Source organism: Methylicorpusculum oleiharenae (assembly GCF_009828925.2).
GTDB lineage: Bacteria > Pseudomonadota > Gammaproteobacteria > Methylococcales > Methylomonadaceae > Methylicorpusculum > Methylicorpusculum oleiharenae.
Genome location: NZ_WUTY02000002.1, coordinates 511,113 through 535,303, shown reverse-complemented (window position 1 = coordinate 535,303; position 24,191 = coordinate 511,113). Strand labels below are relative to the sequence as shown.

Here is a 24,191-nt window from a genome sequence, read left to right as displayed (position 1 = left end):
CATCAATTTTTCAATGTCGGCGGATTTTCCGTTAATTACACGTCGATTTTTGTGCTGCCAGTTGGTTTCGGACCATGTTAACTATTCCCCATGGTTTTTCTGATGTCTTTAACTAATAAAAACAAATGATAAGGGTCGGTGGGTGATGGCGAAAAGTTGAAATGCTCATAAAATGCCTTGGCTTTAGTATCTTTGGCGTGAACCAGAAAATGCCCTGATACCGGCGATATCAGCCGCCTGAAGGGTACGTTGCATTGCATCTCTTAATAAACCAGCGCGACGCCTTGCCCTTGCCAGGCAAGATCTGTAGCAAGACGAGCCAATAACATGACCGGCACTCCGTGACGTGAAAGCCCTTTGACTAACCGTTGCGGAGCATCGTCATAAGCGACTTCCCCGACAACCAGGGTGTAATAACCAATGATCTTATCCCCGCATACGCCACATAAGTTTGGGCACCATCGCCGCGCTGACTCATTAACGCGTATCGCTTTAAATACTGATTTAAACTGTCCTGGCCGCAATCAAAAGCCTCGACACCGTGGGTCTGATGGAGCTTAACAATCTGGGGTTTTTCCGGGTGTTTCCGGTTCAATCGAAAAAACCTGGCTCGCGCATTAATCGTTCCAGTCTGGGTAAGGACTTCGGTGGAGCACCAACGCGGCTTGAAAAGCCTCCCACTGTTCGGTAGTAGGCTAAAGTACCGGCGATCCGCCAGGACTTCATCGGCAGCATCCAAGGCGCTTTCCAGAATGAATTCGCTGACTGATTTATGCCGAAGTGATGCGGCAGCTTGAAGCGCTTCTTTAGATTTAGGATGAATTCCTAAGGTCAATGCGATCTGTACGTTTATTCGAAATCATAAGATTTTCTCCTTTTAGACACTATAGCACGTAAGGTACGTACAATCACAGTACCATTGAGCTAAATTAGCGTTAAAAATTAGGGTTAACAACACAAGCTGTTGGCCGGGCAGATTTCCTGCGCCCACTTAAGCCAATCACTTCCGTGCCCTATGAAACCAGTCCTGGTTTATGCGAACACTAGGCAACCCAATTTACCCCTCCAGCCGCTCAATCGTTAACGGATCCTCATGGCCTGCAAAATACTTTTGAATAGCCGTAGCAAAGTCTTGGTTATCAGTCGTGGCGTGGACAAAGAGTGTCATGCAGGATAAAAACTTCAGATCATCCGGATAACCGAAAATCTGGCTGATTGAACGGCCTTCAAGGGCGTTAACCAGTCGAGTGCATTCGTGAAGCCTTGGGCCCAGTAGCGGATGCTGCAGATACGCTTCAGCTTCTTTGCGAGATGAAATAGCAAATTCTTTCGCTACAGCGCTGTGCCAAGGCCTTTTATTTGCGGAAAAATGAACCACATCCAGTGGCTGGTTTTATGGCCCCGGCGCAGTTCCGAGCACACGTGCTCATAAACAGAAGCTTGGGCTTCGACAAAGCGTATTAAACGGTAATTATCGTCCATTTGCATGCTCCCGAGACTTTGAGCTTGTGAATCCACGTTGGAATAGGGTGATGACATGCACTCCTCCTCGCCCCTAAACGGTGTCAAAATGCACCGACTCATTAACAGGAAGAAGCATGCCATCACCCTACCTGACTGCAAAACACCACGAGTGTTTAATCATGGCTAATTGCTTAGAGCGAAGATTTATCCTGTCAACCTATTATGCGCCCGACTCGTTTCCAACTTAGTAGACCTACCATTACATAACCGAATAACCAAAATGAAGCAGGTAACGGACTGGGTGAGACCTGAAGTAATTCCGCCATGTCTTTTTGGTTCTTTAATATCTCGATCTGGTATTTTTGTTTTTGGGTTAGCTGGTTGTAGTTTCTCAAGTCATTTCTCGCCTTTGGTCGGATTGAAAAGGCTTGAAACTATAGCTGCTAATCTTCTTCATATCCTGGTGTTGGTGAGTGCACTTCGGAGTTGAATCCGCCTGTTATATTGTATAAAATTATTGAGTTTAACGGTGTTTAATTACATTTCACTGTTACTGGCATAACGTAATCAATATATACACTATAGAAGAAGCCGAGCTTGTTGAGTTTTTTAAAACTAAAGCCGTGAAAGAAATTAATATTATTCAGGATAAGAGCAAAAAGTATCGAGTAGTAACGGGACTGGTGTGTAAGGACGGGGCATTTTTGTTCGTTTCTTATTGCAAAAAAAGCACGTGAATAGTCACGTTAGATACTCTGTTCGATACCTTAGAGTTACTTACAAAGACATAGCAATACCCATAAGAATCCTATTCGCACCATCTGAAGAAGCAACAGATCCAATGGGGCAAGAATTAAATATCGTAATAGATAAAATGGAATAACCTTTAACCATTGGTTACTATGACTGGATCCCAAAAAGCAAAATACCTGTTGATATGTTTTGGTCTGACACGAAACGTATTTGCCGAAACTGAAGATGACCTCATGTTGATTCATGGTTCTGATCAAATGCAATCAATTGCATCAGGGCGCCCTTTGCCGCAAAGCCTAAGTCCCAGTGTTACGTCGGTTATGACGGCCAAAGATATTGAGAGAATCGGTGCTAGACGCTTAACGGATGTTCTCGAATATTTACCGGGTGTACATGTAAGCAACGCCAGGAATGGCGTTAATGTAATTGGTTTTCGAGGGGTATATTCTGAGACAAACGCGCAAGTATTGATTTTAATTAATGGCGTACCTGTTCGGAATACATTATTTGGAGGTAAACCATACGAATGGAATCTGCCGGTTAAGAATATTTCACACATAGAAGTGATTAGAGGACCGGGTTCAATGCTCTATGGTGGTGACGCTACGACCGGAGTTATCAACATTATTCTGAAAACCGGTAAAGAGCTCAAAGGTGGCGATGCAGGTGGGTTTTTTGGCAATCAAGATACCTATGAAGGATGGGCTGAATACGGTGACGAATCGGGCGACATAGAATATAGCCTAGCCATACAAGGGGGTAGTACAAATGGTTATGAAGGACGAGTCAACCAAGACGCACAGACAGTTCTAGATAACCAGTTTGGAACCAATGTCTCCAATGCACCAGGATTCACAAATAATGGTCGGGGAGACATTGATGCGCGGCTAGACGTGGCCTACAAAGACATGATCCGGCTTCGTGCGGGTTATCAAGGATTTAGACATGTAGAAACGGGTATTGGAGCCGCGTATGCCCTTGATGATACGGGCGGCACAAATAATGATATCTACAATCTTGACCTATCCCTAAATAATGAAATTACCGATACAGTAACAAATAAAACGACGTTTTATTTCCTGGGGCAAAATCCAAGTACCGTTACTAATTTGTTGCCGGCCGGGACATTCGGCGGATTATTGCCATCAGGCGCAAGAAATAGTGTGTCTGGTTTCCAGGGTACAACAGGACTCACCACACAAATCAATTACGTTGGCATCAAAAAACACACGATCACAGGCGGTACAGGACTTATTTATAATTGGAATGATGGAACTAATAAAATCAATTACATCATTACTCCAACTTTTGTGCAGCAAATTCCATTAACGGAAGTATCGGCATTTGGAAGAGATCCATTGTTAGCATCGAAAGAGCGAACAAACTACTATGCGCTAATACAGGATGAGTGGAATTCTCAACAGATTGGTATCTTACTACTGGCTTTCGCTACGACTATTACTCAGACGTATCACCCGGGTATAGTCCGCGTATTGCGCTGGTGTGGAACGTCGATTTGAATTTGACAACCAAGTTGTTATACAGCAGGGCATTTCGCCCACCGTCGTTTCTTGAGAAGAATCTACCGCTGACTCCGGGCACTACAATTAAAGCGGAGACTGTAAATACGGTTGAATTCCAGATAGAAAAAAAATGGTCGTCTGATTTATTGACGTCTGCCAATGTTTATTGGTTTAAACAAGATAATTTAATCACCTCCACTCATTCCTCAAGTGTAACCCCTGTTGGTTTTCGTAACAGCGACCCAATTGATGGGATTGGCTTCGAAACAGAAGCAAAGTACGCATTAAATAGCGCTGCGGATTTCGCTGTTAGCTACAGTTATCATGGGTTGCCATCCACTCCCTATACAGGCCTGATGCCAGAACACATGGTAAAAGGCTTAATACACTGGGATATTACCGACAATTGGGCGATTGGGACTCAGCTAAATTGGATTGGGGAACGAAAACGGCCGTCCGATGATCCGCGTAGTAATTTATCCGACTATTTTACGGCGGGGCTAACACTATCGACAAAGATAGCGAAACCAATCGAATTCACATTTAGAATCAACAATATTTTTAATGCAACTCTAAAAGAGCCAACGTTAAATCCTATTTTATTTTCGGGCGATGAATCCATTCTTGGGCGTACCGTCTTGGGACAAGTCAAAGCGACATTCTAGTCATGCTTATTTATCTCGTTAGACTCATTACAAATCCGGCAGGTGCATTAACCGCTATACACAAAAAATATGGCGACTTTGTGCAAACCAAATTTTTTAATAAGAGGCTTTTGTTTACATCAAATCCTGAACATTACGAGGAAATATTCAATCAAGAAGCGCGGGGGCTACTGAATAGAGACTCGCTTTATGAAGCCAAAAAACCAATGTTCGGCGATGGGCTTTTTAACAGCAAGGGCGCTACATGGACAAACCAGCGGCGATTAATGCAGCCACTGTTTACAAAGCAAGCAATCGCCGAGTGGCACGGCATTATGCTTAAAGAAGCCGACAAAGCGGCAATGCGGCTTAAAAACGATGGCATCACTAAAGTAAACATATCGGAAGAATTAAAAGCAATCATTCAAAGCATTCTGATTCAAGTAATGTTCGGCCAGACAAAATCAGCTAATAGTGAAGAATTATTGATGTCTGCGATTGATACCATTGTAAAAGGGTTATTTCCGCATTTGCTAACAGAGACGCTAGGTAAGGGAATATTAAAACAGCTTTTTTTTCTCCAAAACAGGCGGATGGAGAAAGCCATCAATCAATTCGTGGCCTATGTTGATGCCAAAATCGATGGCATCGAACCGACAGGCCATGATTTAATTTCGCTAATGATGAAAGGCAGGGATAGAAACGGCTCGCATATGTCGAGAGCGTTATTAAGGGATGAAGCGGTTACGTTGTTCCTGGCTGGACAAGACACGACTGTTAATACGTTAATATGGTTCTTTTACCTCATAGGTAAGCATGAGGCGGTCCATAATCGGATCACCAGTGAAATTCAGGGCCTCAAGGATGACAAGTTGACGCCAGACACTATAGAACAGTTGATCTACACCAAGGCGGCGCTTTATGAGACATTACGCTTATATCCGCAGGCTATCGCCCTTAGTAGAGATACAGCAGAGACGATTACTGTAGGAGGAAAAACGGTTCCACAAGGTACGTCAGTAATAATGAGCCTGTATTCGACCAATCGTGATGGTAGGTGGTGGGAGCGGCCAAACGAATTTCACCCAGAACACTTTTTAAACAGTGGCGTTACTCCGCGCCATAAATACACGTTTCTGCCGTTCGGTGGTGGCGTGCATAATTGTGTTGGCCGGCATTTTGCCGAGTTGGAAATGATGGTGATTATTGTCACCGTGTTACGAGAATTCACAATTCTCGTCAACGAAGACATTAAACCAACCGTTAGTATTACGTATAAGCCTGAGAGGGATGTAATCGTTTCAATTACACCAACTAATCAGACCATGTAAGTACATGTCGAAATCAAGCCCTCCACAGTTGACTATAGATACAGGTCATCATGGTGGACAATTAAAACCTTTAGCGAAGACATTTATAATGAAAGTGATTGTTGCCTCAAGTGACTATGAAATCAGCAATGCGATCACCAAACAATTCCTGGGTGTAGCAAGCGCAAGTACATCAGTCATAGAGACAATCGATGATTTCATTGAGGCCTTAAAGAGCGATGAATATGATTTCATTGTCACAGATTATTCGTTCGATGGCACTGATATATGGCAGTTATCTAAACTGGTAAATTCGAAGAAATTGATTAGGCATGCGGTGCCAATTTACTTGATAAGCGAAACTTGTGACACCGAAGTACCGCTTATTCTCGCCAAAGAACATCACTTCCACGTCACTTCAATTGCTGACTTGATAGAAAATCTTCAGATGGCCCATAGCGCCGGATATGTTCGCGGGCGGCGAGGACAGGTCAAGGCCAGCGTTCTAGTCATCGAGGACGATGAAGACGCCTCGGAAATAGTATTTGAGGCCTTAAAATGCGACTATGAGATTGATACAGTTCCAGACGGCGAACAAGGTGTAGCATTATGGAAAAAGAAACGTCACGATCTTATCTTGCTTGACTACATGCTTCCGGGGCGCAAAGGCGATGCAGTGCTATCGGAAATAATGGATTTAGATAAGAACCAGCCAGTTATAGTAATGACGGCCTTTGATAAGCCAGAATATAACAAAGACTTTATCCTGAACGGAGCCAGTCAATATTTGCCAAAACCGTATACATTGATGGAATTAAGAGCGCAATGCGGTAGCCAATTAAATAAAGCAAAACTCATTTATCAGGACTACTATCACGACCAGAAACAGAAAAAATTGAGCAATTTAGTCTGTGAATTGGAACGAGAGCTAAAGGGTAGCAACATAGAAAAAGCAAGACGTATTATTGATGCAATTAAAATAATCTTACCGCAGAGCTTATCCGAAGACGAACAAGCTAGGATTTGGAGTTCGGTATCCTGATTGTGAAAACAGAGCCGCAGACGAGGTTTGGCTCAACAGAAATGTCGCCGTTTAAACGTTGCACGAACTGTTTTGTTATTGCCAACCCAAGGCCATGCCCACCATAGCGCCGGCTTAGACTCATGTCTACCTGCCACCATGGATCAAAAATTTGATCGCAAAACTCAGCGGGTATTCCACAGCCGGTGTCAGCAACCTCAATAATTAAAAAAGCTTGGCTAAGTCGCCATGTCAGCGTAATGACACCATCTGTGGTGAACTTGCACGCGTTGCTCAATAAGTTATTCAAAATATGCCGCAAAACCTCGCTATCCGATACAAACAGGGCATCAGAGCCAATGAGCTGTAGCTGATTTCGATTGCGGTTAAGCAAAGGGGTAACATTCTCTGCGCACGCATTTATCAGAGGGGCAATTGCAATAGAAGTCAGTGCCACTTCATAACGGTCAGCCTCTAGCTTGGCATGTAACAGAATATTGTCGATTAAATTATTCAAGTCATTAACGCGAACCAATGCCTTTGCATGTAACGCTCGATTATCTGTGAAGGCAGGATCATCCGGTAAACGCTCAGCCAATAGTTGTAAATATCCCCCTATGGCGTGTAAAGGCGTCTTCATTTCGTGGGACACCATAGACATAATTTGCGCCTTATACACGTTGGCGGTTTCGCTGCTTTCCAGCGCTATTTTTAATGCACTCGTCCGCTCTTCGACGCTTTTCTCTAGCTCTGCTTCTGTAGTTTCGATATTAGCCAACATTTCATTTAGCGTAATTCTCATGTTATTGATTTCGGATGACCCCGAAAAATGAACTCGATTTCCTCGCTCTCCTACGCTTACCTTATTGAGGACCCTTGCCATTTCCATCAAAGTCGAAGTAAATAGTCGTGACAACCGCCTGACAATGACTATAAAAAATAACGAGAAAACGAGAATAATCAATATTGAGCCTAGTAAAAGCTTCTTCATGACTAAGTCATATTCAGCTTTCGATATGACTAATTCAACGTACCCTAAGTAGCTTTCTTGGTAGATAGGCGAATAGAAGCACCAGGAGTCTCGGTTATCCGCATCACTGGGTTCTTCAGTGCGAAAAGCCGGATTTAGTTCGCATACAGACCGGGTGCCATAAGAAGCTAAAATCTCTCCCTGATTATCGTAAATCGTTGCGCCCAATACGTTCTTGTCAGACGCAAAGCTATGGGTTACGGATTCAGACTGTGATGTTGAGCCTAAGATTACAGAGTATATGGCTGAATCAGCAAATGTTGCGGTATGTTCTCGCCAGTAATGGCTTGTGTAGTCGTTGATGTAATTGGAAATCAACTTGTTCATGAATCCGATCAAGAAGCATGACGCCAGGAAAATGGAAATGAAAATCAATAGATTGAACCGCTGTTGTATGTTGTAGCGGTCGAGCAGGCTCATTTGATTTTAAAGGCGAATGAATCTAACACACTCGGATCGAACTCAATGGCAAGGTGTTGGGCAACCCGCCGATTCAGTGCGTATTTAATGACCTTAATGTTTTCGTAGACAGGTCCAGAACTTTCGACCAAGCGGCCTAATTGCTCTCCCAAAGCAAAATAATCAGGAAAAACGGCCATGAGAGCGCCATTCTCCAAGTGACTTAGGTTGGTCGATAAAAGGATGATTTTTTTATCCCATGCGACCTTAGTTACTTCGTACAGAATATTTTTTGGTAAGTTCGCAGGGATAAATATTGCATCAGAGGGCGTGGCTTCATCCAGTAACCGGCCAAGGACACGAATGGTCTCTAGCGAATCAACCCCCTCCCTTACTTCCATGACGGCAGAGGACTTTAAATTAGATGACACATAATCAATGGTCTGAAAATTGGATTGTTGAACAACAAAGAATTTTTTGATTGACGGCAATAATCTAGCTAAGTCTTCAACCAACGCCCGATTATCAATCGCCAAACCTACACCACTGTATTGGTCCCGATTAAAGTATACCAGTCCTGCCAACGTTCGTTCTCGATAATGAGTTCTGTAAATTGTCTCAGCAATCCCCTTGCCAAGGGCGATAACACGGGTTGAATGCGACCCATCAAGAATGGCGCTTAAATTATTGTTATCGCCAGTAGACTCTATTCGTTGAACATGCCTATTGATGTGCTCGATGCCTGCTATTACCTCAGTGTATGTCGGATTCCCTAAAACCTCCGTCGAGTAAACAATGACTACCTTAGGGTCTTTTGCGAATGATGAGCAACTGAAAAGGATAATAATCGATTTCAATAGGTTATAAATCTCTTTCCGCATTCTTCATCTTTAGTTGCTTCAGTTCCATAATCAGAGGCATCAACTCATGCCCAGTTAAATCCCTCATTCGCCAATACTTAGCTGATTGCTCACCTTCTAGCCAAATGGCAATAGCATGTACCGTTTTTTTTGCCAAATCTATTGCCATTCGCGGCTGCATTGTTCGCTGACTTATCTTGTGGCGATGAATTGCCTTTAACAAACATTCAATTGGGTCAGCTAGCCCATCTTTAGTTTTCCCTTGATTATTGTTCAAACGTTTCAGAAATTCAGTAATTGGTTTATTCAGACCGAGCATTATGAGAGAACCGGCTAATACACCGGTTGTAAAAATATCCGATTTAGGGAGTAAGCCATCTATTAATAGAAGTTCGTTTTTAAATAATTCAATAGCCTTTTTCATGTTGATGTCCTCGCGCTCTCTGATTGATCGTTTGTCTTGTAGAGAGCGTTGACGGCCCCTTAGCGCGATATGAATAGCCTCATTGATAAATCCATTACGCAGTCTCTCGGAAACAAAGGTCAGCCCCAATTCGCTGTAGGCGGCTTTCACTACTTCATGTGGCGGTAGCGCCTCAAATTGCTTTGCCTTCGCTTTAGTGCATAACGTCTGAAAATCTAATTCGGTCATGTCGAAGATCAAGGCCGTTAGGTAATCAGGTTTGGACAGCGTGCCGGTTACCCACGCTTCCTTCCGCCGCTTCCCGGTTAATTTGAAGAGCGTAGTGCCGACCTTCACTAAGACTACGGTGAATGAATAAGCATACAGGGACGGAATCTGTTGAACAAAACCGTAAAGATCGCCTTCATCAACATCAAAGAATTCAGGTTCGCGTACATCAAGCCAATCAGAGAATGACATTCGCAAAACGGCGCAACCTAAGTCGCTAATAGGATAGACCATTTTCATAAAACCAAATTAAAAAAAATTAATGTATTTGCATTCGTAACTTATTGTTGATATTATTTTTTTCGACGTTAATAGCATACATAAAACATGATGATTTGAAAGGGTCACGGTCAAATCGTACCACGAGGATTGACAAGGACTACGAATTTTTAGGTGCTAAAAAACAGCAACCTCCACGATATTACATAACATGCCCATAACAAAGAACGGCAGTTTAAAAAAAACGCAGCGGACTTTATATCGACTGCATAAATCAATTTAGATAAAGTGCATTACTTATTAAAAGAAATGCTCGTAAATGGAACGCGACATAGGCCCAATCATTTGGTGCCTCTGGGAATATTTTAATATCAAATGATAGAGGGGCTTTGTTTATGAGTCTTTTGAATGAAGATTTGAAGGCTATCAACCTTCAATTTTTGATGCTCGCTAGAGAGTGTTCAAGAAGCAATCCTATGGAAGCTATGTGGCGGTTCAATCTCAGCGATAAAGAGATTAAGAACATATCCTCCTTATCCATGGATGAACTTAAAACTTTGTCAGACTGTGGAAAAGCAATATTTCGAATCCCAGTCACTAAAACGCCAACCGGTATAACTTCCAGTATTGCCGCAGCCTTGATCCACATTCCAAGATCGAATCAAGAGTATGAGCATGACTGAATCTCACTTACGTCTGACTCCGAAAGAGACAGATATCATAGGACTTAGAAGAAAGATCGATCTTGCTAAAGGGATTATAGAAAAAGGGGGGAGACCCTCTATTGTTCGAGCTGTTTGTCAAGTATCCAAAGCCTCGGCACTTCAATTCCACAAAGAGATTCACGGTAAAAGACCAAAGGCAGGGCAATTACCGTATGATCCGGAATGGATCATAAAGTCGCCTCAAAACTGCCTGCATGCATCCATCTATTTCAACATCTATAAGATGTTATCCAAAACTAAAAACCTCAAATCATCAGAAACGGAAGATGCCTCCAATCATATAACCAAAGGGGAGATTTTTCTTTCTGCCTACACGCTTTATGAGGAAGTGGTAGGGGATAGCCCAAAGTTACTTACCATTAATCGCGCCTGGCATATCGGCCAGCAAGTGACAATGTCTTACATAGGAGGCAAGACTTGCAGTTGCTGCAAATCTACATTCGTTTCAATCCAGAATTACCCTGATATTTATAAATTATGCCCATTGTGTAACTCGACCAGAGACACCCTAGGAAGGAAAAAATGGAAGTTTCCGCAAATTGACGCCACTAACAAGTTGGAATTCGATATTTATTCAAAATACATATTTCATTCGGAGGCTATCTGATTCTTTTAAAAATAGTTTGGGTAAAGGATCTCCAATAGACTGAACCATGGTTTGGGCGGTCAGAGATGATAATGTTGAGTTGGGGGCCAATTGTGGTGAGTTTGTTGTCTTGAAACGTAAAAATGACGCCATTCTGATTGAAGCCATAAAAGATAATTTTGGGTTTGAAGATTATCATCACGTTGCGATTTTTTTGGGTGTGAATGATTCTTTCGTGTCCCAGGTTCGTGCCGGATCAAAGAAATTAGGATTAGGGCTACGACTGAAAGTCTTGGACCGACTTGGGCGCGTGAATGCTGTTAGCCTAATGGAGAAAATTGCAACGGAAAGTATTGGGAAAAAGCTTTTAGAACTACATTTGGAAATTGCACAAAATCAAGTAAAACTGGACGCGACTGGAAATGGCGTGAAAAACTCGTCCGCTCAAGTTGCAGAGGAATTAGTTGCGCTAAAACTAGCCAATGTCGATGAGCGAGAGAATTATGCTGCCGCACTTCTTACAGCTTTCAAATATTTTTTTCGATACAAAACAAATCAAGCCGTAGGAGACGATATAGGTCTTGATTCATCAACGGTATCAAAAATTCAAAACGCTAAACTCGCAATGGGAGAAGAGCCGCTGCTGCGAATGCTTTACAAAATGGAAAAGAGCTTTGATCTAACAATAATAGACAAATCAATAGAATCAAATGATTTCTTGTTAAGCCTTATAAAAAATTACAAGCAGCGAAACGCCAAATAAATTTTTTATTGTTTCACTGCGAAATTGACCAAAAGCCACTGGATCCGGAAATTGCATTCTACAGGGTGTATGCAATAGTAAATTCGAGAACACACGACAAACAGCTCTCTGTTGATGTTAGGGGATAGGGATGATGAGATTGATATGGTTAATGATGGTGGCGATTGGGGTATCCGGCTGTACTCAAGCTCAGCGATTTGCGCTGATAAAAAACGCCGAGCTCGATGAATGTGCGATGAAGCGGATGGCAGAATCTAAAATCAATGGTCAGCACGGATACTTGCAAGCTCATCACGAGTGCCACCAGATTGTGAATTTTCAGAAATTTCGAAAGATGAATCTGGTAAGACAATCCCCTTCGGAAAGGGAGAGGGTTGCAAAAGACCCATTAGGCGAGGACACAATATGCTGGGATTTCGTAAAAAGTCTTTATATTGATGAACATTATCCTGAGATGAAAATTGAGAAGAATGGACCTTGGGGCCGTTTGCCCACGGAACGTCGAAAAGCAATCCAAGAGCGCAATGCGCTGCTGAATGTGCTGCCAGACAAATTGGAAGAAATACCCAACGCAAGGCTTATCGAAATTTATGAGCTGATGGCGGTTAATTCTGTTATTGGGCATGCCAACGACACGCTTTGCAATAGCAATGGGTATCGCGAACTGGAATCGGCCATTGGTTTAGAACTTAAACGGCGCAAGGGGTAGTCGTATGCAAAAAAAAATCATTTTAATTCTTTTGCTACCGATTTTATTGTCGGCTTGTTGCATTGATCGCACGAATCAAGATCGGTTGAGATTGTTGTCGATCGAAGAGTGCGCGGAAGAAAGGGCAGGCAATTCAGCTTTTGGTGGTGACAAAAGTTCTCAGCTTATTCGTAAAGAATGTGAGCAGTTGCTGGTGTTAAATGAAAATTATCAAAGGATGAGCAATCGGAGCTATTCAAAAAGCGCAAAACTCACCTATCCGGAAAATCAAAAGTATTTCAATGAAAATACATGGCGCCTAGTGACTGATCGAATCAGAGAACGGCATTACCCCCAATACCTTGCGCCTGAAGAGGAAGTGGCAAGAGCAATGGCGCTGAACGAAAAACAAGCTCAAATAGGAGATAAATCCGTATTGAGAGTTTATGAGCCACGCCTTCTGCCAGTGAGTCCCTATCTGATGAATTGGAGGGAGTTGGGCAAGGCAGATGATTCAATCAGTGATCTGATGTATGAGAATAGGGATAACAAGCAGCTGTATGGATCACTTGCGGTGCTTCAAACGATCGTAATCGAAGAAAGAATTAAAAAAGAAAGATCGAGTCACTAACTGGCCCAGTGGGAGCGAAGCTACAATTTGACGACATTTGGGCTGAAAGCCTTGTGTGTCAGGGCTTTTAATCAGAGTCTCTCGAAAACCTACATTTTTAAGACATCGAACCAGATATCCATCTGCCACTCAAAATACCGGATTTTCATCGCTCAAAACTGTCTCCTGAAATAAATTCCCAAAACTTGATGTTCCGATGCGTTTTGGGAAACGCGGAGTAGAGTCGTCTAAAGTGGCTTTTGCTTATATGTCGTCAAATTGTAGCTTCGCTCCCACTGGGCCAAATTGGTAAATACCCCGGCCGGCAGATATTGGCCGTAACCAACCTTATATTTTATTAACCTTCTTAAAACTGATTTCTGGCTTTTTCAAAGAAGACGGAAGGATTGCATGGTGATCAGGCCATTATGTGGCTAATAAATAATTCTCGAATACTATCTAATCCAATAGTGCAAAGTTTGTGTAAAAGTACCATCTCCATTATTGACGGATTCCATTTGCCCGCTGATGCCCGCGTATTGGCCTGTGCCACCAACAATCGCTATGTCTGATGCCCCTTGATCCAACTCCCGTCCCGCCACCTGGATGCTGCCGTTTTTGAGTGTCAAGGTCCATTGGCATTGAAAGCTGTGACCCATGCGTGTGCGTATGCACGTGCCGCTGTTGTTGCCGATCTGCTCAGCCTTTTCGTTTAGTAAGGGCTGATCGAAGGTCAGGATATCGCCCGCCGAATCACCTGGCTCACCTATATCAATGAATTTAGCTGTGTGAATTCTCGCATCAGCGCAGCAATTCTCAATTTAGCCAATGCTGGTAAACTGTGATGTTTTTTTCATATCCGTAAACGGACGATGGCTTACCCATTTAACCCAAAAGAACAATTCACGCAATCCCGCTGGGTCGAGCGAATCAGGCAAGTTTTCGAAACAGTGCCCGACGGTCCTAGTGGAAGTGGCGTTCGTTTACCAGAAATACACCATGGTCGATGCAGCGCTGAGTGCGTTTTCGGTGTTTTTCATGCAATCGCCCTCGTTTCTGGAGTATCAGAGGACGATGCAAAAAGAGCGCGGCAAGAATAACGCACAGAGTGTGTTTGGGGTCTATCAAATTCCGAGTGACAATCAGATTCGGAATCTGCTGGATGCGGTGTCGCCCGACGCGCTCTGGCCTTTGTACCGCTGGCTGTTGCACTCATTGGAAGGGCAAGGCAAACTCAAAGAATTTCATGTCCTGGGCGACAGCGTATTAGTGGCGTTGGATGGAGTGGAATACTTCGGTTCGCAGAAGATTCATTGCGCCTGCTGCTCGACGAAGACGCTGAAGAACGGTGCTATCCACTATGCTCACAGCGCGGTAACCCCGGTGATCGTTTCGCCGCATCAGACGGATGTCATTCCCCTGGCGCCGGAATTTATCGCACCGCAAGATGGGAACGATAAGCAAGATTATGAACTGGCTGCCGCGCGGCGCTGGTTGGCGCGCGAAGGCGGCCATCTGCCAAAGAACGTGACGTTTTTAGGGGACGATTTATATTGCAAACAGCCTTTTTGCGAACGCCTCAAGCAACAGGGCCAGCATTTCATCCTGGTCTGCAAGCCGGAATCCCATAAAACCCTTTACGAGTGGGTTGAGGATTTTCAGCGACTTGGGCAGGTTGACGTGATCGAAAAACGCCGCTGGACAGGCAAACAACGGCTGACCGAACGCTACCGCATCGCTCGGCAAGTGCCGTTACGCGACAGCGATGATGCCCTATTAGTTAATTGGTGCGAAATCGAGATCATGGATGAGCGAGGCCAACTCGTTTACCGTAACGCGTTCGCCACCGATTATGCAGTAGATGCGCAGAATGTCGCTGAAATCGTCAGCGCCGGTCGCACCCGCTGGAAAATCGAAAACGAAAACAACAACACGTTGAAAACCAAGGGATATCACTTCGCGCATAACTTCGGTCATGGGAAAAAACACCTCGCCGTCTTGTTAGCCAGCCTGATCATCCTGGCATTTCTGGTTCATACGGTGTTGCAATGGTTCGATCAATGTTATCGATTGCTGCGTGAAGAATTGCCCAGTCGGAAGACGTTTTTTAACGATTTAAGGGCGCTCACTCGTTATGTTTGTTTTGATAGCTGGCAACATTTGATGGAATTTTTGCTTGATGGTTTGAATATCCCTATTCCCCGATGAAAGCGCTTAGGGTGATCTGCCTAAATTGAGAATTGCTGGCATCAGCGATGGTTTCAAGTGTTTGCGGTAATTCCTGTGTACAGGAAGCCATGCCCAGGAAGCTTGCGAATAGGATTCGGTACAAGGTAGTTGGCATCTAATTATTCCCACTATAAAAATGGATAGAGGCGAGGCATAGATCCGCCTTAAAGTCGCGCCCGATACCCACCAGTCCGATACGTTTCAGTTTATTTGGGCGGAATTTCTGTGTTGTTTTGTAGGCTTCCAAATCGTCAAAAGGAATGCGGAGGGTTTGCCAGTCGCTGGTAGCTTTGAAGCGGGCACGATAGGATTGCCATGGGAAGCCAAGGTCCGAAGTGCGAAAATGCAGGTTGTAGTCTTCGTTGTTGCCAGCTACTTGCATGACAATGCCAGCAAACGCTGATGCATCGAAGTGGTCTTGATCAGACAATGACAATGCTATTTGCACAAAACCGCCGTTGTTCTCAGTTGAGACGTCCCCTTGCATACGTAAACAGTCTCTTCCTCTATACCTATCCAGGGTGAGCTTGCCGCTGGACATTCCGCCCATCACCTGGTCGGTGACCACGTGCCATTCAATGCCAAGGTTGGATTTCAGATTGCCACTTCTTCGATCATCAATTATAAAATCATTTGCTAGCACCGATCTCGTTACCCCAAAGATTATCAATATGAAAAGTTTAGCGATGAGTTGTTTTATTCCCATCCCGTTTTCCAGACCTTTGTGTCTTTAAGTTCGCGCCAGTCCATTTCATAGTTATTTTTATTGATCACAGCTTCAAGCACACAGGCGACAACAAAGATTTCATCAGTTAAACATATCAGTTTAGTTACAATAAAATGCCGCTCTTTTCGTTTTGGTTCCACTGCTGTCCATTTTGTGATTAGCTGTTTTTCGGGATTGATTCTTGCCATTGGAATAAATGAAATATGCGGCAACTGCCTCCCGCCTCACATCTGCTTCCATGAGACCAGCCAGCCAAGTTTTTAGATGACTTGATATGAGCTGATAAGGCGTAATGCGTTCAGGTTGCCGACGCGTGGGGACTGACCTACGATCAACTAGTTTTGTTGTCACCGACGATGGGGTACACCAAGAACGTCCCTGAAGTTTAAAGCACAGCAGCGAAAAATGTAGTTTACTGTAGCTAATTTGAAGCCAGGATACCGCATTGTGATGATTTTGATCGCCCGGAATGATTCTTAATGTGTGTTCATTTTCACCACAAATCCATTCAAGTTCAAGAATGTAGTCCAGGTCAAGAAAAAGTTCGACCAAGCCGCGGTCCCCACCTAATCAGGCACAAGGCATGGATATGATCAGCCTTAATTCGATCTGGAATTGGCTGATTTAAGAAAGCCAGTCTAAATAGCTCACATTCATTTTTCATGGTTTTGAAGCAGCCAAAGCCGCTATCGACCCCTATGTATAGTGCCCAACTATGAATAGAGGCAAATATAACCCATGAAATTACAAGGGGTTGCCGATAGGGCTCTACACATAGTTTTAATGCTTGAAGGAACTCCGTGATTTCATTGGTAGTTGATTGATACCTATAATCCGTGAAATGTATTGCGACATTCAAGCAATTCAGCCGTAAAATCATCAACGATGGGCGCCATTCGCACACAAGCAACTAGGTGCTTATGTAGCGGTTGGCAAATGTTCATTGAATTCACTGGAGCGCATAAATTATCGCCTCACAACCCCAGCAAAACTATGTAAAGCTTCTTTCCTGACGGTTAGCTTACATGTCAGAGATATCGGGCTTTGCCACCGACAGAAATTCACGGCTATACATAATTGCGCACTATACATAGGGGTCGTTGGACTAAACCGCTATCGCGGTAGGGTTCGCTGTGATCAAAAGCCTTCCTGTAATTGAAAGTTTAAAACTGCTCCCTATGTTAAGGGAAAAGGCAATCCGCCTTTTTTCAAGACAGGAGCAGTATCATGTCTACATCTACTCAAACCATCACACCGTTGCGCCAACGCATGATCGACGATATGCGAATTCGCAACCTAGCCGATAATACCCAATCAGCCTACCTGCAACAGGTTATCGCGTATGCAAAATATTTTCACCGCTCCCCGGATGAACTTGATCAGGAAGCGATTCGTGCCTATCAGGTTTATTTAACCAAGACCCGCAGACTGTCTCCGAGCAGTATCAGTGTTACCACCGGCGCGTTGCACTTTTTGTATAAAGTCACGCTCAACCGCGACTGGGCCATTGATGAGATTCCCATGCCTAAACGGCCCTTCAAACTGCCGGTAGTTCTCAGCCGAGAGGAAGTCATGCAGTTCTTGTCTTCGGTCGACAGCATCAAGCACCGAACGATTCTCATGACGGCCTATGCCGCAGGTTTGCGGGTCTCCGAAGCGATCCATCTCAAGGTGAGCGACATCGACAGCCAGCGCATGATGCTCCGCGTCGATCAAGGGAAAGGGCGCAAAGATCGCTACGTCATGCTCTCACCCCGTTTGCTTGAAGCACTGCGCGCCTATTGGAAAACAGTGCGCCCGACGCTGTGGCTGTTTCCCGGCGATCTGATCGGCCAACCGATTACCCGATGCGCCGTCGAAATGGCCTGCCAGAAAGCCCATCGTGCCTCTGGGATTACTAAACCCATTACGCCACATTCGTTGCGTCACGCGTTTGCTACGCACCTGCTGGAATCCGGCACCGATGTGCGTACCATTCAACTGCTGTTGGGTCATCGCAGCCTGGCTACTACTTCGCGTTACCTGAAGGTTGCCACTACGACCGTGTGCGCTACCGCCAGTCCCTTTGACTGCTTACCCCAGATTGAAAAGCAGGCGATACCCCCCGCGCCGCCCGCTCATTTCTGAGGTGGGTGATGGACACCCACGGGCTAGAGGTGGCGGATATTTTTCGCCAGGAAGGTTCTGCCTACCGACAGCAACACGCTGAGTCCCTCAGTCGTGGGCAGCGCTGTGTGATGAGCGCAATCGAGCGGTGCCGTACCGCCGCTCTCGGCGGACATGTCGAAGCGTGCGATCACTGCGGCCATCAACGCATTGCCTACAACAGTTGCCGCAATCGGCACTGTCCAAAATGCCAGTCACTGGTGCGCGCACAATGGCTGGATGATCGTCAGGCCGATCTTATACCTGTTGAGTACTTCCACGTTGTTTTCACGCTGCCTGAGGCCATCGCCGCCATCGCGTACCAGAATAAAGCCGTGGTTTACAACCTCTTGTTTCACGCCGCCGCCGAAACCTTGCGCACGGTCGCAGCCACCCCCAAGCATCTGGGCGCTGAGATCGGCTTCATCGCTATTCTCCATACCTGGGGGCAAAACTTGCAGCATCACCCGCATTTGCATTGTGTCGTGCCGGGCGGTGGTTTGAGTGCTGATGGCGAACGCTGGGTCTCCTGTCGGCCAGGCTTTTTTCTACCCGTGCGCGTGCTCTCACGGCTGTTTCGCCGGTTGTTTCTGGCGCAGTTGCAAGATGCCTTTGACGCTGGGCAGCTGCATTTTTTCAACGCCCTTGAAGCGCTGCAAAGTCCCGAACCCTTTGCTCAGTATCTGGCCCCGGTAAAAAAAGTCGAATGGGTGGTTTACGCCAAGCCGCCGTTTGGCGGTCCTCAGCAGGTTCTCGAGTATCTGGGGCGCTATACGCATCGGGTAGCCATTGCCAATCATCGTCTGATCGACTTCGTGGATGGTCAGGTGCGTTTTCACTGGAAAGATTATCGCCATGACTCGCGCCAGAAAGTGATGTGTCTGGAAGCCGATGAGTTTATTCGCCGATTTCTATTGCACGTCCTGCCCAGCGGATTTCAGCGGATCAGGCATTACGGCTTTCTTGCCAATCGCTATCGCGCGGTCAAGTTGGCTCAATGCCGGCTGTTACTTGACGCGCCCACTCCGGCTGTCAAACTCTCCGATGCTTCGTTAGACTATCGTGACCGCTACGAACAACTCACCGGCAAATCGCTACGTGATTGTCCGAAGTGTCATCAGGGTCACATGCTTTGCATCGAAACCTTCCTGCCTGGCACGGTGCCCCGCGGGCCACCTGGAGAAAGTTTATGCCTGACCACATGAAAATGCAGCTGAACATTTCCGGACTAGCCAAACGGAGTGACAACCTTCCTTTGGTCCGCGTGGGCAAGTTTGGCGGTCATTCGCTCATATTGCGGCTTGTTTACCCATCAATTAGCCTATTGCCGCCATTCAATACCCTGAAAACCAGTCAGAAATTAATGCTCTGGCCCCGGCATTATGCCAATATCTCTTTAAGCATCCCGACTCAATGATGCCGTTCTGATTCAATCCCCATAATTTCAAGGCCTGAGCGGCGGTTCAGTCCAACAGGCTTTTTAGTCAACCGGTCGCGGTGACAGTCCGACAGGTTTTTCATGCTTGTTTGCGCCGCGACCGCTAGACTAAAAACCCTCTTCACTATGGATAGCTATCCATAGCGACCCATTTTTGCCACTTGCGCTTCTCCAAACCGGTCAGTCGGCCAAATCCAGATACTGGGAACTGGAGGTCTACAAAGCAGCCATTGGCGACCTCACCCTATCGGCCATTATGTGAAGTTTCCTTTTATGCACATTGTCTTGGTTTCTCATAGTTGACGCTAGGAATATAGTGGATTGAGCAAGGCAGCCAGATAAAAAGCTGGTCATAATTTTTGCAAACTGCAGGAGTCGATTTTCTGTAGTTCGATTCAGAAACTAACCCTCAGTACTACAGATAGCTTTTTCTACTTAAATATTGCTCCCAACAGGGAAACTATTGCTCCCAACAGGGCAACAATCACGCGGAATTTATCCATGATGTCGATAAAAAGTGAGAATTCGATACGTCTGATGACATCGACTGGAATAATCGCTGATATTGCTTACTTTGGGTGTATTTGAAAGCTTGTTTTAAATCATTGAAATTATGCAAAGATTGCGTGCGAGGTAGAGGCTTTAAAGCCAGCTTACATCATGGTTGTGCAAATGCCGCTGCTCATAAAAGGAAACTTCACATAATAATGGCCGGTAATTGAAAAGCTCTGCATTACGGCCACTTGCAGTCACTCAGCACCTATTGACCAATGACAGCAAATTGGCTCATTTCCGCCAAAGATTTTGTTTGGCTTAAAAATCTAGCGGGCGTTTAGCTTCTTTGATCGTCCTACTGAGTATGGGATGAATACAGATCAGCGTGGTTTTAAAACCGCTATGACCCAAAAACTCCTGAACGTTACGAATATCCACGTTGGCTTGTAACAATTAATCGGCGAAGTTGTGCCTTCTATGTCGTTCAAGACATAGTCGACACTATCTACCCTTCCTGACTATGTCGAGTCACGTTAAGGCCTCAGTAGGCATGCTCGGAATTTAATACACCCGGCGCCTTAAGACCTATCCGAGTACCCGACATAGTTTTCGGCTAAAGACTGTTGAGAAAATTTAGTAATTTATCACCGGGTTGATAACGTTCCAACTTGCCCTGTGGCGGTGTCGTCCTGGCGAGTGCCTGCTCTTTCATCGCAAGTGTTGCCTCCAGATAAATCTGGGTTGTCTCAACGGATTCATGGCCGAGCCACAAAGCAATCACAGAGCGATCAACGCCCGCTTGCAGTAAGTCCATGGCCATGGTGTGCCTCAATCGGTGGACAGTGACACGCTTTTGTCCAAGTGAAGGACACCCATTGCAGGCTGCCATGCGATGCTTGTTCAGCAGGTACTGAACGCCATGGACACTGAGCCGGTTGCCTCTCGCGTTGGGAAACAGCACACCCTCATCACCTCTTTGTGGTTCTCGCAGCCAGGCTTTTAATACGGAGAGTGTTGATCTTGCCAGAGGAATACAGCGTTCCTTTCGGCCCTTACCGATTACCCGCACATGAGCGCCGACTCCCAAGACAAGGTCCTCACGTTTGAGTCCGGTCATCTCGGATAACCGCAAACCCGTCTGTACTGCCGTTAGCATGAACGCATGGTCGCGCCGCCCGGACCAAGTGCTGCAATCGGGCGCGGCGAGTAACGCATCAACTTCCGGACGGCTGAAAAAACTGACCAAGGTTCGTGTGAAGCGCTTGCTGGGGATGGCAAGCACTCTCTGGATCTGGGCAGCATGAGTAGGCAGTTCGAAGGCGGCGTAACGAAAGAAGGAATGGATTGCCGTGAGCCGTAAATTACGGCTGCGGACGGTTAGGTCTCGCTGCTTTTCCAGTTCATCCAGAAAGGCCACAATCAACGGGGCATCAATCTGCTCGACATTAAGGCGTGACGGCGGTTGATGCAAGCGCTCTTGAGCGAAGATCAGGAATTGACGGAAGGTATCTCGATAAGAGCGGATAGTATGAGGACTCGCCTGGCGCTGCTGCATCAAACGTTGGGTAAAGAAACGCTCCAACAGGGGCGCTAAACTGTTGGCAGTGTTCATGACCGGCCCTCCCAGTGCTGCTCAAGGCGGCTCATCGCCTCCCGCATCAGCTCCGGCGCACTCTCTAAATACCACTGCGTATCGGCAATGTGAACATGGCCGAGGTAGGCCGACAACAAAGGCAGACGGCGCTCGGGATCCTGATCGTGGCGATACCAGTTCACTAGCGTATTCGTTGCAAATCGGTGTCTCAAGTCATGCAATCGAGGGCCGTGACAGTCGGTCGCGTTGCGCAATCCGATTTGCCGAGACAATGCGTAGAAAGCGCGATGGATCTGGCCATTGTCCAACCGATTGCCCCAACTGGAGACAAACAAGTAGGTAGAAACAGGCCGTCCTGCCCAATGGCGTTCGCGTCTGGCGATATAATCTGCCAGCACCTTGCAGGTTGAGGCATGCACGGGCACCAAGCGGGTTTTACCGAACTTAGCGTTGCGGATCGTCAACACCCCGGCTTCAAGGTCGATATCTTGAAGTTCGAGATTGCGGGCTTCATTGAGACGCAGACCTGAAACACTTAACAGTCCGAACAGGCAATAATAGACCCAGGGCAGTAAAGCACCGTTTTTGTAACGATGCGGCATTTTTAGCGCAGCCTGCAGTAAGTTGGTAATCTCTTGATTTGAGTAGAGATAGGGTCGAGCTCGCTTTGGCTTGAACGGTAACAAACCGGGCAGTGGAATCTCCGTGCGAGGATCGCTCGAACTACGATAACGGGCAAATCCACGCACGCAGCTTAATCGTTGAGCCCAATAGATGGGTTGAGCCTTCACAGCTTGTTGCGCCCAGGCAAGCGCTAACGCCTGGGTGATATAGGTCGCGTGCTGTTGCTCCATAAAGGTGACAAAATCGAGCAAAGCTTTACCCGCTTCCCGCAATTGGAAACCCAGATTACGCCGCAGAGTCAGGTACTCGGCAACGGCTTGCCGAAGCGTGTTCATAGTGCACCTCCCGGCCAGGGTAGAGCCAGCGTACGCAACGCCTCAAGATCAACCTTGGTATAAATCATCGTGGTCTGGGGATGGCGATGACCCAACACGTCGCCAATCTCGCCTAGCGAGGCGCCCTGCCGCAGCATCTCGGTGGCCAAGCCATGACGAAACTGATGCGTTCCATAAGTGGGCGCTTTGATTCCGGCGCGCTTAAGCGCATGACGAACGATAGAACCAATCGCACCGGCACCCCGGAACCCGCGGATGGGCGCCTTGGCGCGCAAAAAAACACGCCGGCTACCACTCACCGGTCGTCCATCTCGCAGATAGGCAGCGATCGCTTTACCTACCGCAAAGGGTAAGGGAAATTCATGGCGCAGACCGCTCTTGGTCCGCACGCTGAAGGTACCGGTGTTCCAGTCGATTGCATCGAGTTCAAGAAGCGCCACTTCGCTTGACCGTAATCCCAGTCGAGCCAGTAACAGCAAAATGGCATAGTCGCGACGTCCTACCGCCGTATGCTGATCAATGCCTTCCAATAACTGCTTGACTTGGTCTGGCGAAATAGCACGAGGAATCGATGGCATCGACCAATTAGGTATAACCGGAACCGCGGCCGCCAAATCCAACGACATCTCACCGCGATAGTGGGCGTACTTCAGGAAGGAGCGCAAGGCACTGGTCATGAGCTTGGCTCGTTTCCTGTGCAACCGCTGTGCTTGGTGCTGAACAAAGCTCACGACATCGCGGGCAGACAGGTCTGAGAGTGTAACCGGTCCGTCGCCGAAGCAATCCTTAAGAAAATGGCTGATGAACGGCACGTAGTTGACAATCGTTGCTTCAGCCAGGGCACGCGCCTCGCGCAGGTATTGCTCGTAGGCCTGCGCACAGTGCTCCGCCGGCGTGAGTCGAGGCTCCGACACTTTTTCTGTGGGAATCAGACCCTCACCACGCAAAAAGCCAATGAGATGACTGAGTGCCGCAGCATCACCCCGACATGGCTGCACCTGCCGGGCGCGGTCCCGTAAATACAGCCTTGGATGATCGGAGGAAATACAATGTAGCTCAATGCCCTTTAGTTTAAGCCATTGACTAAAGTCCGCGGCTAGATGAACCTGCCGATGAATTGTATACAGCGCATAGCCCTGAGCGCTAATGAAATCCGCAAATGAGCCAATATGAGCCGCAAGAGGGCCCAAGGGAATTTGCGATAAAACGACTTGGTTATTGATACGATATTTCATGGTGAACTCCTCCCCTACACGAGGCTGATGAAAGGAGCTCAAACTATATCGATAAAATGAGGTGTGTTTGCAGGGAATACACG

General features: G+C 46.2%; 22 protein-coding genes and 2 pseudogenes. 13 read left to right on the top strand and 11 right to left on the bottom strand.

Features of this window, described 5'->3' with window-relative positions:
- Nucleotides 1-361: 361 nt before the first annotated feature.
- Both GO003_RS25705 and GO003_RS25700 read right to left on the bottom strand, forming a co-directional pair.
- Entirely contained in the window at nt 362-835 is a 474-nt protein-coding gene (locus GO003_RS25705; RefSeq protein WP_231089298.1) for a type II toxin-antitoxin system TacA family antitoxin, read from the bottom strand.
- Nucleotides 836-1,057: 222 nt separating this feature from the next.
- Nucleotides 1,058-1,482 (bottom strand): annotated as a pseudogene (locus tag GO003_RS25700) (DUF1810 domain-containing protein).
- A gap of 884 nt (nt 1,483-2,366) precedes the next feature.
- On the opposite strand from GO003_RS25700, the gene GO003_RS26485 reads away from it, so the two are divergent.
- The 4 genes from GO003_RS26485 to GO003_RS25680 are packed head-to-tail and all read left to right on the top strand — an operon-like array spanning nt 2,367 to nt 6,736.
- Nucleotides 2,367-3,737 carry a TonB-dependent receptor gene (locus GO003_RS26485; protein ID WP_331001676.1) on the top strand — a complete coding sequence of 457 codons (1,371 nt, stop codon included), beginning with the start codon at nt 2,367-2,369 and terminating at the stop codon, nt 3,735-3,737.
- A complete protein-coding gene (locus tag GO003_RS25690; protein WP_231089297.1) occupies nt 3,626-4,405 on the top strand; it encodes a TonB-dependent receptor domain-containing protein in 780 nt (259 codons plus the stop codon). The genes GO003_RS26485 and GO003_RS25690 overlap by 112 nt, the downstream gene beginning before the upstream one ends.
- A 2-nt stretch (nt 4,406-4,407) precedes the next feature.
- Entirely contained in the window at nt 4,408-5,715 is a 1,308-nt protein-coding gene (locus GO003_RS25685; RefSeq protein ID WP_159654981.1) for a cytochrome P450, read from the top strand.
- Between the two features lie 4 nt (nt 5,716-5,719).
- Nucleotides 5,720-6,736, top strand: a complete 1,017-nt coding sequence (locus tag GO003_RS25680; RefSeq protein WP_159654979.1) for a response regulator — start codon at nt 5,720-5,722, stop codon at nt 6,734-6,736.
- Here GO003_RS25680 and GO003_RS25675 read toward each other — a convergent pair.
- The 3 genes from GO003_RS25675 to GO003_RS25665 form a co-directional block, all read right to left on the bottom strand.
- A complete protein-coding gene (locus GO003_RS25675) occupies nt 6,711-8,072 on the bottom strand; it encodes a HAMP domain-containing sensor histidine kinase (protein WP_159654977.1) in 1,362 nt (453 codons plus the stop codon). The genes GO003_RS25680 and GO003_RS25675 overlap by 26 nt on opposite strands.
- 89 nt (nt 8,073-8,161) lie before the next feature.
- Nucleotides 8,162-9,025: a type 1 periplasmic-binding domain-containing protein gene (locus tag GO003_RS25670; RefSeq protein ID WP_159654975.1), complete on the bottom strand. Its 864-nt coding sequence runs from the start codon at nt 9,023-9,025 to the stop codon at nt 8,162-8,164.
- Nucleotides 9,006-9,935 (bottom strand): hypothetical protein, encoded by a 930-nt coding sequence (locus tag GO003_RS25665; protein ID WP_159654973.1) that lies wholly within the window; start codon nt 9,933-9,935, stop codon nt 9,006-9,008. Before GO003_RS25665 ends, GO003_RS25670 begins: the two co-directional genes overlap by 20 nt.
- Before the next feature lie 374 nt (nt 9,936-10,309).
- On the opposite strand from GO003_RS25665, the gene GO003_RS25660 reads away from it, so the two are divergent.
- From GO003_RS25660 to GO003_RS25640, 5 genes are all read left to right on the top strand, one after another.
- Complete coding sequence (locus GO003_RS25660) at nt 10,310-10,597, top strand: flagellar transcriptional regulator FlhD (protein ID WP_159654971.1); 288 nt, start codon at nt 10,310-10,312, stop codon at nt 10,595-10,597.
- On the top strand, nt 10,590-11,246 hold the full coding sequence (locus GO003_RS25655; protein ID WP_159654969.1) for a FlhC family transcriptional regulator: 657 nt from the start codon (nt 10,590-10,592) through the stop codon (nt 11,244-11,246). Before GO003_RS25660 ends, GO003_RS25655 begins: the two co-directional genes overlap by 8 nt.
- 46 nt (nt 11,247-11,292) lie before the next feature.
- Entirely contained in the window at nt 11,293-11,988 is a 696-nt protein-coding gene (locus tag GO003_RS25650) for a hypothetical protein (protein ID WP_159654967.1), read from the top strand.
- Between the two features lie 151 nt (nt 11,989-12,139).
- Entirely contained in the window at nt 12,140-12,697 is a 558-nt protein-coding gene (locus GO003_RS25645) for a hypothetical protein (RefSeq protein WP_159654965.1), read from the top strand.
- A gap of 4 nt (nt 12,698-12,701) precedes the next feature.
- Entirely contained in the window at nt 12,702-13,307 is a 606-nt protein-coding gene (locus GO003_RS25640) for a hypothetical protein (RefSeq protein WP_159654963.1), read from the top strand.
- Between the two features lie 434 nt (nt 13,308-13,741).
- Here GO003_RS25640 and GO003_RS25635 read toward each other — a convergent pair whose 3' ends face one another.
- Complete coding sequence (locus GO003_RS25635; protein WP_407942129.1) at nt 13,742-14,056, bottom strand: dirigent protein; 315 nt, start codon at nt 14,054-14,056, stop codon at nt 13,742-13,744.
- 196 nt (nt 14,057-14,252) lie between these two features.
- Here GO003_RS25635 and GO003_RS25630 point away from each other — a divergent pair.
- Nucleotides 14,253-15,425 (top strand): annotated as a pseudogene (locus GO003_RS25630) (ISNCY family transposase); the annotation flags it as partial.
- Nucleotides 15,426-15,630: 205 nt separating this feature from the next.
- On the opposite strand, the gene GO003_RS25625 reads toward GO003_RS25630, so the two are convergent.
- Both GO003_RS25625 and GO003_RS25620 read right to left on the bottom strand, forming a co-directional pair.
- Nucleotides 15,631-16,221, bottom strand: a complete 591-nt coding sequence (locus GO003_RS25625; protein WP_159654961.1) for a CIA30 family protein — start codon at nt 16,219-16,221, stop codon at nt 15,631-15,633.
- Nucleotides 16,212-16,454 (bottom strand): TIGR02450 family Trp-rich protein, encoded by a 243-nt coding sequence (locus tag GO003_RS25620; protein ID WP_206444634.1) that lies wholly within the window; start codon nt 16,452-16,454, stop codon nt 16,212-16,214. The genes GO003_RS25625 and GO003_RS25620 overlap by 10 nt, the downstream gene beginning before the upstream one ends.
- 1,015 nt (nt 16,455-17,469) lie before the next feature.
- On the opposite strand from GO003_RS25620, the gene GO003_RS25615 reads away from it, so the two are divergent.
- Genes GO003_RS25615 through GO003_RS25605 form a run of 3 tightly spaced genes read left to right on the top strand, consistent with a single transcriptional unit; the run spans nt 17,470 to nt 19,804 of the window.
- Nucleotides 17,470-18,369, top strand: a complete 900-nt coding sequence (locus GO003_RS25615; protein WP_206444633.1) for a tyrosine-type recombinase/integrase — start codon at nt 17,470-17,472, stop codon at nt 18,367-18,369.
- Between the two features lie 8 nt (nt 18,370-18,377).
- Entirely contained in the window at nt 18,378-19,592 is a 1,215-nt protein-coding gene (locus tag GO003_RS25610; protein ID WP_159654959.1) for an IS91 family transposase, read from the top strand.
- Entirely contained in the window at nt 19,577-19,804 is a 228-nt protein-coding gene (locus GO003_RS25605) for a hypothetical protein (protein ID WP_159654957.1), read from the top strand. The genes GO003_RS25610 and GO003_RS25605 overlap by 16 nt, the downstream gene beginning before the upstream one ends.
- 1,129 nt (nt 19,805-20,933) lie before the next feature.
- Here the strand turns inward: GO003_RS25605 and GO003_RS25600 are convergent.
- From GO003_RS25600 to GO003_RS25590, 3 genes are read right to left on the bottom strand one after another with little or no spacing between them, the layout of a single operon-like run.
- On the bottom strand, nt 20,934-21,932 hold the full coding sequence (locus tag GO003_RS25600) for a site-specific integrase (RefSeq protein WP_159656713.1): 999 nt from the start codon (nt 21,930-21,932) through the stop codon (nt 20,934-20,936).
- Nucleotides 21,929-22,873 carry a tyrosine-type recombinase/integrase gene (locus tag GO003_RS25595; RefSeq protein WP_159656715.1) on the bottom strand — a complete coding sequence of 315 codons (945 nt, stop codon included), beginning with the start codon at nt 22,871-22,873 and terminating at the stop codon, nt 21,929-21,931. The genes GO003_RS25600 and GO003_RS25595 overlap by 4 nt, the downstream gene beginning before the upstream one ends.
- Nucleotides 22,870-24,108 carry a site-specific integrase gene (locus GO003_RS25590; RefSeq protein ID WP_159656717.1) on the bottom strand — a complete coding sequence of 413 codons (1,239 nt, stop codon included), beginning with the start codon at nt 24,106-24,108 and terminating at the stop codon, nt 22,870-22,872. The genes GO003_RS25595 and GO003_RS25590 overlap by 4 nt, the downstream gene beginning before the upstream one ends.
- Between the last annotated feature and the right edge of the window lie 83 nt (nt 24,109-24,191).